A 7,764-nucleotide genomic window follows, 5' to 3' on the forward strand; every position below is an offset into this window, starting at 1 on the left:
TTTTTTGAACAGACTTACCTATAGCAATAGGGTGTACTCCCGCGCTATACGGCATTTTCAGAGGTTTGACCTTAATCGGATAACCTAAATGCGATACTGCAAGAGCGACAACTTAAAAGCGATAGCCACTGACGCAAAATCAACCCCTTACGAACCAAGATTGGTTAAATAATGCGCTTAACGTACAAAAATTTCCGATCTCCAAACTGACCCCTTGTACGCCGGAACCGCCGAAATTTCCGTCAGGTCACGTATACTCCAACCTGACAGCAGCAAGAGAAACGTCAAGAATGGCACCGCCTCAGCTTCGATACCCATCTCTTAGCGTACAAAAATATCCGTTTCGTGAGCTGACCCCTTCTGGGCTGCGGACTGGCTGGTGCTGGGGCCACTCTACAGCGTCTTAGCCGGGCCTTCGTGGGATGTGGCGGCATGGATTGCGGCGCTGGCCCTGCTGCTGCGCTGGATGCGGGTCTAACTGCCTGCCGCGCTGCGCTTGGCGACTCCCGAAGGGGGCGCGACAGACTGCGCTAGTCGTCCACGTTCGGGACTGTGGCCAGATCCAGAAACACCCTGCAGGATCCGGCCCTAAAACCGCCTCAGAAGCGTTGCAAACTTTCAAGCAGCAAATGCCCTGCCTTGGGCGTTGCAATGCGCCAAAACGCGATACAGGAGGCTTCTTTTGACTGGGATAGTCGTTTTGGTATGCGAAATCGGCTGTTGAACATAAAAGGCGTTATGCGCAGAGTAGCGGATCCACTCTCGCGTAATGGCACTTAGGGATTGTGAGGCATAACGTTTGGTTAAGGGGTGGGCTTTAGCCCGAGCCTGTGAGCACAGCGAACTATTTGAACTACTAGTTAGGGAAGGTGCGAACAAGTGGATCGCACCTTCCCTAAAGCCAATGCCTTTAACCAAAATAAATAACGATAGACACGCTCACGAAACAAGCGAATAACAAATAAAAGTCATCAATGGCTAACATTACTGTTTTTTTGTGATGCCAATCGAAAACTAGTAATTAACATTTCAATAAAAATCAGTGCGGAGAGTATTTTAAATATCACTACAATTCATTTTAGCACGGAATTAACAATCATGAATTTATCTAAACTAATGGCTCCACCACCGCCAAAGCCGTTGTTACCAAAAGAGCAAATAGACAAGGTATACAAAGCCAGTCGTTACAGGGTTTTCTCTAGTATTTTCATTGGCTACATGGGGTACTACCTTGTAAGAAACTCTACGAGCGTTCTATCTGGCATACTGGACATGTCAGCCACGGAGATAGGAATCATATCCTGCGCAGGTTTTTTGGCTTATGGTATATCTAAATTTGTGTCTGGATTGATTTCCGACAGAAGCAATTCAAAAATATTTTTATCGCTTGGATTATTTTTGTCTGGATTGGTAAACTTACTGATTGGTGCAATCCCAGGCATTGTTACATCCGTCATGCTATTTACAATAATGTACTTGATTAACGGATGGATTCAAGGGATGGGGTACCCTCCAGGAGCGAGAACGCTTGTTTTTTGGTATGATCGGAAAGAACGCATATCATGGGCTACCGCATGGAATCTATCGCATAACTTTGGTGGGGCGCTAGCACCAATATTAATTGGACTTAGCTTTGCTTTTGCTGGTGATAGTGCGGTTGAGCAAGTTCAAATGGGATTTATCATTCCTGGCATAGTCTGCATGGCAATGAGCGTCCTAATCTATTTCTTGCAATTGGACACGCCTGCATCGGTAGGTTTACCCAGCGTTGAAGAATGGAGATCTGGTGAAAAAACAAAAGAAGTAATTTCAGAACACCCATCAGTTAAAAGCATAATTTCAGAACATATTGTCGGCAATACAAAACTACTTTATTGCTGTATACATGGCGCATTCATTTACATTTTGCGTTACGGTATTGTAGCGTGGGCACCAAAATTTTTAAGCGCTCCTGTGGAAATTGGAGGGAAAGGGCTGAGCAAGCTATCTTCGATGGGGGGATTTTCTGTTTTTGAAATCGGCGGGATAGCGGGCATGATGCTTGCTGGACTTATCTCTGTTAAAATCTTCAAAAATTCAAAACCATTAACAAACGTGCTATTTTTACTGGTAACAATAATACTTTTGTGGGCTTATTGGATGATTCCAGCAGGGGTTGAATATCAATCACTTAATTATTTTATATTGATTTGTCTTGGCCTCTCCATTTATGGCCCTGTAATGTTTATTGGGTTGTACTCCATGGAGTTGGTACCCAAGCATGTCGCTGGTGCGGCATCTGGTCTTACTGGCACCTTTTCATATCTGTTCGGATCTATTGTAGCTACATTAGGCATGGGAGTTATCGTTGATAACTACGGTTGGGATGCAACATTTATGTTGCTAATTGGCTCAGCTGTTATGGCTATTGTAACCACAGTTCTGAGCAGGGATAAAAGTTTAGAACTCTAATTTTTTAACAAATCGGTCATTCCCTCCCCCCATCAATAGACTCAAGAGAGATGCAATGACCGATTAAGCCACAACATATTTTCCACCAACGAGCACATCTATCAACGCAGCCTAAACGGCCATCCACATACCGTGCATCAGCATCCAACCATCATAACGGCTCATAGGGGGCTATATGGGGGCGCTTCAGAATTCGGAAAAAATCGTACGGTAAGCCGCTGGCATGGCCTTACCTCTCGCAAACGACCTTTTTTGAGATGCGCAGTCAAGCCCACGGCTTACCGTGCTTTAATTTCCGAATTCTGAGGTGACCCCTAAATGCCAGTTATAGGCCAAAAACAGGTTGAAACCATACCCCGCAGTATCCGGCCCTAAAACCGCCTCAGAAGCGTTGCAAACTTTCAGGCGGTAAACGCCCTGCCTTGTGGGTTGGAATGCCCCAAAACGCGATACAGGAGGTTAGTTTTTACTGGAGTGGCTGTTTTGCCATGTGAAATGGGCGATTGAACATAATGGATCTTGCGCGCACCGCCCGAACACCACTCGCCACAAAAAACCGCCGGAACGTCCAAAAGTACGGGTTTTGCTGCCCGCAAACGGGCTGTTCTGGTGTTGCTAGTTTGTTATCAGAATCGCAGATCCGGTTTCAGTCGGTTTGCCGGCTGAAAACGCTATTTCTTCCAGAATTGCCATGATTTTTTCACCACATGAGGTGTCACTGGTTCCGATGTATTCGGCAGTTTAGACTCGATTAGCAGCAAAGCATGTTTGAGATCCTCATTGCGTTTGTCTTTTTCATCGAGTAGTAGCTCTTTCTCACGCAGCAATGCCTTTACGAGTTCTATTTCAGCTTTTAAGGCATAGTTTTCATGTAGCAAATTCTGGTCAGGTAACTGCACAAAATCGCCTGCCAAATGCTGCACAGTACTGCCTGATTGTTCACTGCCAACCTGCTGACCAGTAAATGATCCGAAAACACGTAGAAGCTCTGATGTGTCTAGTTTTGAAGCACCACCGCTATCTGTGCACTTGGTCAGTTTTCCCTGCTTAATGTATGACTGTACTGTTGTGCGGCTTTTTCCAGTTAGTCTGGCTGCTTCGCTTATTGATACTAAAGCCATAGATACCTCAGTTCCGTCCGTACTTAGCTAAAATTTTCTCTAGCGTGGCTCGTTGTTTTTGAGTCAGCCATGTAAATGAGCCGTTGAGATCATACTTACTCTGCATGTCACTCAGGAATTTAGCTTCAAATCCAGTAAGTTGTATTTTCGCAGTTAAAGCATCATGTAATGTTGTTTTTAGCCCCTCATGCAGACGATTTTCAGGCGTTAAACGGATTGAGTTATCTTCTTTTTTTGATATTGGTTCTTTTGCTAGCTCAGTCACAAGGTCAATTTGTTTATCCAGTTCAACTTGGAAGATCAGCGTATCAGCAGGACGACCGCGCTTATCAATAGATAGTTTTATATTGCTATAGGTATTTAAATCTTTTGAAATTGGTTTTAAAACCCAATGATTTAGTAATTTATATTCTGGGTAGCTTTTTTCTAACATTAGCATGAATTTAAACTCATCAATGCTTATTGAAATATTGGCTTTATGTGTTTTTCTTTGCGTTAGTTCTTTTAGCAGCCATTCATAAATGCGCATTGAGTATTTATTTTCAAAGGACTTAACATGCTCGAGGTTGTATTTAATGAATCTCTTTAGGTGAAATAGTAATGGGATTATATATTTACTAAAAACTAAAGTTACCTCTTGTGTTTCCCTATTGAACTCTGCATATTCAGCCCAATTAAAAACACGCATAGATACAGCACCTGTTGGATATATTAATTCAATAGACCGCTTAAATAACTCTCGTGTTGATGTATTTAATCGCCCCCACGCATTCTCATAACTTATCCCCATAAATGAAGAATATTCGGAGCATGAAAATTTAACCGTTCGTTCAGTTTCATCTGGTGTTTCTAATGTAGGGTTTAGCTTTGCAACACAAAACAGGATTAGTTTCGTTTCGTGCTCTGTTAGGTCATAACGACTAACCGCAAGCTCGTTTGCTTTGAATACTACCAATTCAGCCATGACTAAAACCATTGGTTGTGATTTTAAAACAACATAACCCTTCCGATTGGTTATGTCAATTTCATTGTCATAACCTTTTATGTGGTTGTGTGGATTACCTAATTTTCACTTAACCTTTTGAAAGGAGATCCTAATTTTTGCTTAACCTTTCCTAATTTTCACTTAACCTTTCATGTATTTTTTACTTATAAAACAAAACATTAAAATCACTAGAATAAAGAAAGAATAAAAAAGATAAAAAAGAATAGATCCCAGCTTTGTGGATAACTAACCGCCAGTGCCAGTTGAGCGATATGATAAAAGGATGTCGCAAACAGCGTTTGCTCCTCCAAAAAACATACCTTCAAACACGAAAGAATGAGGTAGCACCCTCGCAAGCTCGGGCAAATCGCTGAATATTCCTTTTGTCTCCGACCATCAGGCACCTGAGTCGCTGTCTTTTTCGTGACATTCAGTTCGCTGCGCTCACGGCTCTGGCAGTGAATGGGGGTAAATGGCACTACAGGCGCCTTTTATGGATTCATGCAAGGAAATCTACCCATGACACAAGAAAAGCCCGTCACGGGCTTCTCAGGGCGTTTTATGGCGGGTCTGCTATGCGGTGCTGTCAGACTTCTTGCTGTTCAGCAGTTCCTGACCTCTGATTTTCCAGTCTGACCACTTCGGATTATCCCTCGACAGGTCATTCAGACTGGCTAATGCACCCAGCAAGGCAGCGGTATCATCAACAGGCTTCCCCGTCTGGCTGTCAACCAGACCCGCCAGGATAAGCAGTCCGGCTGACTGGTACAGCGCATGGTCACGGGCTTTACGGGCGGCTCTGGCTTCTGCCCGTTTTTCGGCCTGTATCAGATTCATGACTTTTGCTCTGGCTTCCTGCGCTTTTTCTGCTGCCTGTTCAGCCTTCATCAGCAGGGACAGCGTTTTGATATCCTGCGCTGTTTTATCCGCTTTATCCGTCAGTATCAGCATGAGTTTCTGCTGTTCATTCGGCGACTTTAAGCCGCGAATGTACTGCACTCTGTCTGCTGCCCATTTTTCCTGTTTTTCGCTTTTAGCCATGACTGTTTTATCCTCTGAATGTTGATGTGGAAATTATGGTCAGGAATGGCGGCCGAGGTCAAATGCAGGTAGAATCACTGATAAGCTTTTTATTATCAGTGCGCACTTAGACGTTTCTTCACTTCGTTCAGAAACGGTGCGCGCCTTCAGCGGGATAAAAACACGATGGCCTCCTATCACCTCAGCGTAAAAACCGGCGGGAAAGGCAGTGCCTCTCCCCATGCCGATTATATTTCGCGTGAGGGAAAGTATGCCCGTGAAAAAGACTCCGACCTTGAGCACAAGGAGTCCGGTAATATGCCTGCGTGGGCAGCGCATAAACCGTCTGAGTTCTGGAAAGCTGCTGACACGTCTGAACGTGCCAACGGCTGTACCTACCGTGAAATCGAGATTGCCCTGCCGCGTGAGCTGAAACCCGAACAACGCCTTGAACTGGTCCGCGATTTTGTCCGGCAGGAAATCGGCGACCGTCATGCGTATCAGTTCGCCATTCATAATCCGAAAGCGGCGATAGCCGGCGGCGAGCAGCCGCACGCGCATATCATGTTCTCTGAGCGGATGAATGACGGTATCGACCGTGACCCGCAGCAGTATTTTAAGCGAGCTAACAGCAAAGCCCCTGAGCGCGGCGGTGCGAAAAAGGCACGTTTCGGGGAAACGCCGACAGAACGCAAAGAGCACCTCGTCGCCCAGCGGGAACGCTGGGCTGACCTACAGAATAAGCACCTTGAACGGTATCAGCATACCGACCGCGTTGATGCACGCTCACTCAAAGCTCAGGGCATTGAGCGTGAGCCTGAGCGGCATCTTGGCGCGGGACAGGTTCAGCGGTTCGATACTGCGCAGTTACAGGCCATCCTTGAGCGCAGGGACGCTGAAAGGCAGGCGGAGCAGTCTCGTGATGAACGTGACAGTGTGATTGACGTGACCACCTCGCTACGGGAAGCCATCAGCGAGCGGGATAACCTGACGATAAAACAAGAGCAGAAGCCTGAACCTGCGCAGGAAGACACTTCCGGCAGGGTTTTCGATTTTGAGAAAGAGCCGGAGAAGCTGAACGCACGGGTCAGTGATGCGCTGAAGGACGTACAGGACGAAATCGACCTTCAGTCCCTTGTGAACGAGACAATGGCGGAGTTTCAGGGGATACATCAGGAAATGGAGCGACTGGCAGAAAAACAGCGTCAGCAGGAGAAAGAACAGCAGAGACTCGCCGAACAGACACGACAGAAGCCGGATAAAGGCTGGTCATTTTCACGATAGACAGGATTTTTCATGAGCGACGAAATTAAACAAATCGCTGCCCTCATCGGGCATCATCAGGCGCTGGAAAAGCGTGTTACCTCTCTGACTGAGCAGTTTCAGGACGCCTCAGCACAATTACAGCAGCAGAGTGACACGCTGAGCAGGCTCATTCGTGAGCTGGACAGCGCGTCCGGTAATATGACTGAAACCGTCAGGCAATCTGTTCATGCCGCGCTCATTCAGGTTGAGAAAGAGCTGAAACAAGCCGGATTAGCACAGCAGAAACCGGCGACAGAAGCGCTTAATCAGGCTACCGATACGGCGAAGGCGATGATCCATGAAATGCGACGCGAGATGTCGCGCTATACGTGGAAATCCGCGATTTATCTCGTGCTGACGATATTTTTCGTCATGGCTGCCTGCGTGACGGCATTTACGTGGTTTATGAATGACGGGTACAGCCAGATTGCTGAAATGCAGAGGATGGAAGCGGTCTGGCAAAAGAAAGCCCCGCTGGCTGACATATCGCGCTGTGACGGAAAGCCCTGCGTTAAGGTGGACACTCGCACTACGTATGGTGATAAAGGGGATAAAGAGAATACCTGGATGATTATTAAGAAATAACATCATAGAGCACAGAACGCTGTGCGTCGATCTCCGGCGGAGAAAGCATTAATTAAACGTGTCGGGGGGATCTGATAGGGGTCAGTTTGGATATAGAGAATTATTGTACGGTAAGCCTGTTTTTTGAACAGACTTACCTATAGCAATAGGGTGTACTCCCGCGCTATACGGCATTTTCAGAGGTTTGACCTTAATCGGATAACCTAAATGCGATACTGCAAGAGCGACAACTTAAAAGCGATAGCCACTGACGCAAAATCAACCCCTTACGAACCAAGATTGGTTAAATAATGCGCT

Annotated in this window: 6 protein-coding genes; 3 read left to right on the forward strand and 3 right to left on the reverse strand. The window is 46.0% G+C overall.

Features of this window, described 5'->3' with window-relative positions:
* Positions 1-1,098 precede the first annotated feature (1,098 nt).
* Positions 1,099-2,451 carry an MFS transporter gene (locus UC14_RS18045; RefSeq protein WP_232829701.1) on the forward strand — a complete coding sequence of 451 codons (1,353 nt, stop codon included), beginning with the start codon at positions 1,099-1,101 and terminating at the stop codon, positions 2,449-2,451.
* Between the two features lie 671 nt (positions 2,452-3,122).
* Here the strand turns inward: UC14_RS18045 and UC14_RS18050 are convergent.
* The 3 genes from UC14_RS18050 to traD all read right to left on the reverse strand — a co-directional run bounded on the left by UC14_RS18050 (position 3,123) and on the right by traD (position 5,598).
* The gene (locus tag UC14_RS18050) at positions 3,123-3,572 is read right to left on the reverse strand and encodes a helix-turn-helix domain-containing protein (protein ID WP_016517644.1); all 450 of its coding nucleotides are present in this window, start codon (positions 3,570-3,572) and stop codon (positions 3,123-3,125) included.
* A 7-nt stretch (positions 3,573-3,579) separates the two neighbouring features.
* A complete protein-coding gene (locus UC14_RS18055; RefSeq protein ID WP_039899550.1) occupies positions 3,580-4,536 on the reverse strand; it encodes a replication initiation protein in 957 nt (318 codons plus the stop codon).
* Positions 4,537-5,130: 594 nt separating this feature from the next.
* Positions 5,131-5,598 carry a conjugal transfer protein TraD gene (gene traD, locus UC14_RS18060; protein ID WP_016517641.1) on the reverse strand — a complete coding sequence of 156 codons (468 nt, stop codon included), beginning with the start codon at positions 5,596-5,598 and terminating at the stop codon, positions 5,131-5,133.
* A 165-nt stretch (positions 5,599-5,763) separates the two neighbouring features.
* Here traD and mobA point away from each other — a divergent pair, with 165 nt between their 5' ends.
* Positions 5,764-6,861 (forward strand): mobilization protein MobA, encoded by a 1,098-nt coding sequence (gene mobA / locus UC14_RS18065; RefSeq protein WP_112198143.1) that lies wholly within the window; start codon positions 5,764-5,766, stop codon positions 6,859-6,861.
* Between the two features lie 12 nt (positions 6,862-6,873).
* The gene (locus UC14_RS18070; RefSeq protein WP_097455244.1) at positions 6,874-7,467 is read left to right on the forward strand and encodes a mobilization protein MobX; all 594 of its coding nucleotides are present in this window, start codon (positions 6,874-6,876) and stop codon (positions 7,465-7,467) included.
* Positions 7,468-7,764 lie beyond the last annotated feature (297 nt).

Origin of the sequence: Rahnella sp. NRRL B-41462, from assembly GCF_003263525.1 — a bacterium.
Taxonomy (GTDB): domain Bacteria; phylum Pseudomonadota; class Gammaproteobacteria; order Enterobacterales; family Enterobacteriaceae; genus Rahnella; species Rahnella aceris.

Bases quoted from the DNA above. Each gene is read 5' to 3' on its own strand.
- UC14_RS18045 (WP_232829701.1), top strand. From the start codon at position 1,099: ATGAATTTATCTAAACTAATGGCTCCACCACCGCCAAAGCCGTTGTTA.
- UC14_RS18050 (WP_016517644.1), bottom strand. From the start codon at position 3,572: ATGGCTTTAGTATCAATAAGCGAAGCAGCCAGACTAACTGGAAAAAGC.
- UC14_RS18055 (WP_039899550.1), bottom strand. From the start codon at position 4,536: ATGGCTGAATTGGTAGTATTCAAAGCAAACGAGCTTGCGGTTAGTCGT.
- traD (WP_016517641.1), bottom strand. From the start codon at position 5,598: ATGGCTAAAAGCGAAAAACAGGAAAAATGGGCAGCAGACAGAGTGCAG.
- mobA (WP_112198143.1), top strand. From the start codon at position 5,764: ATGGCCTCCTATCACCTCAGCGTAAAAACCGGCGGGAAAGGCAGTGCC.
- UC14_RS18070 (WP_097455244.1), top strand. From the start codon at position 6,874: ATGAGCGACGAAATTAAACAAATCGCTGCCCTCATCGGGCATCATCAG.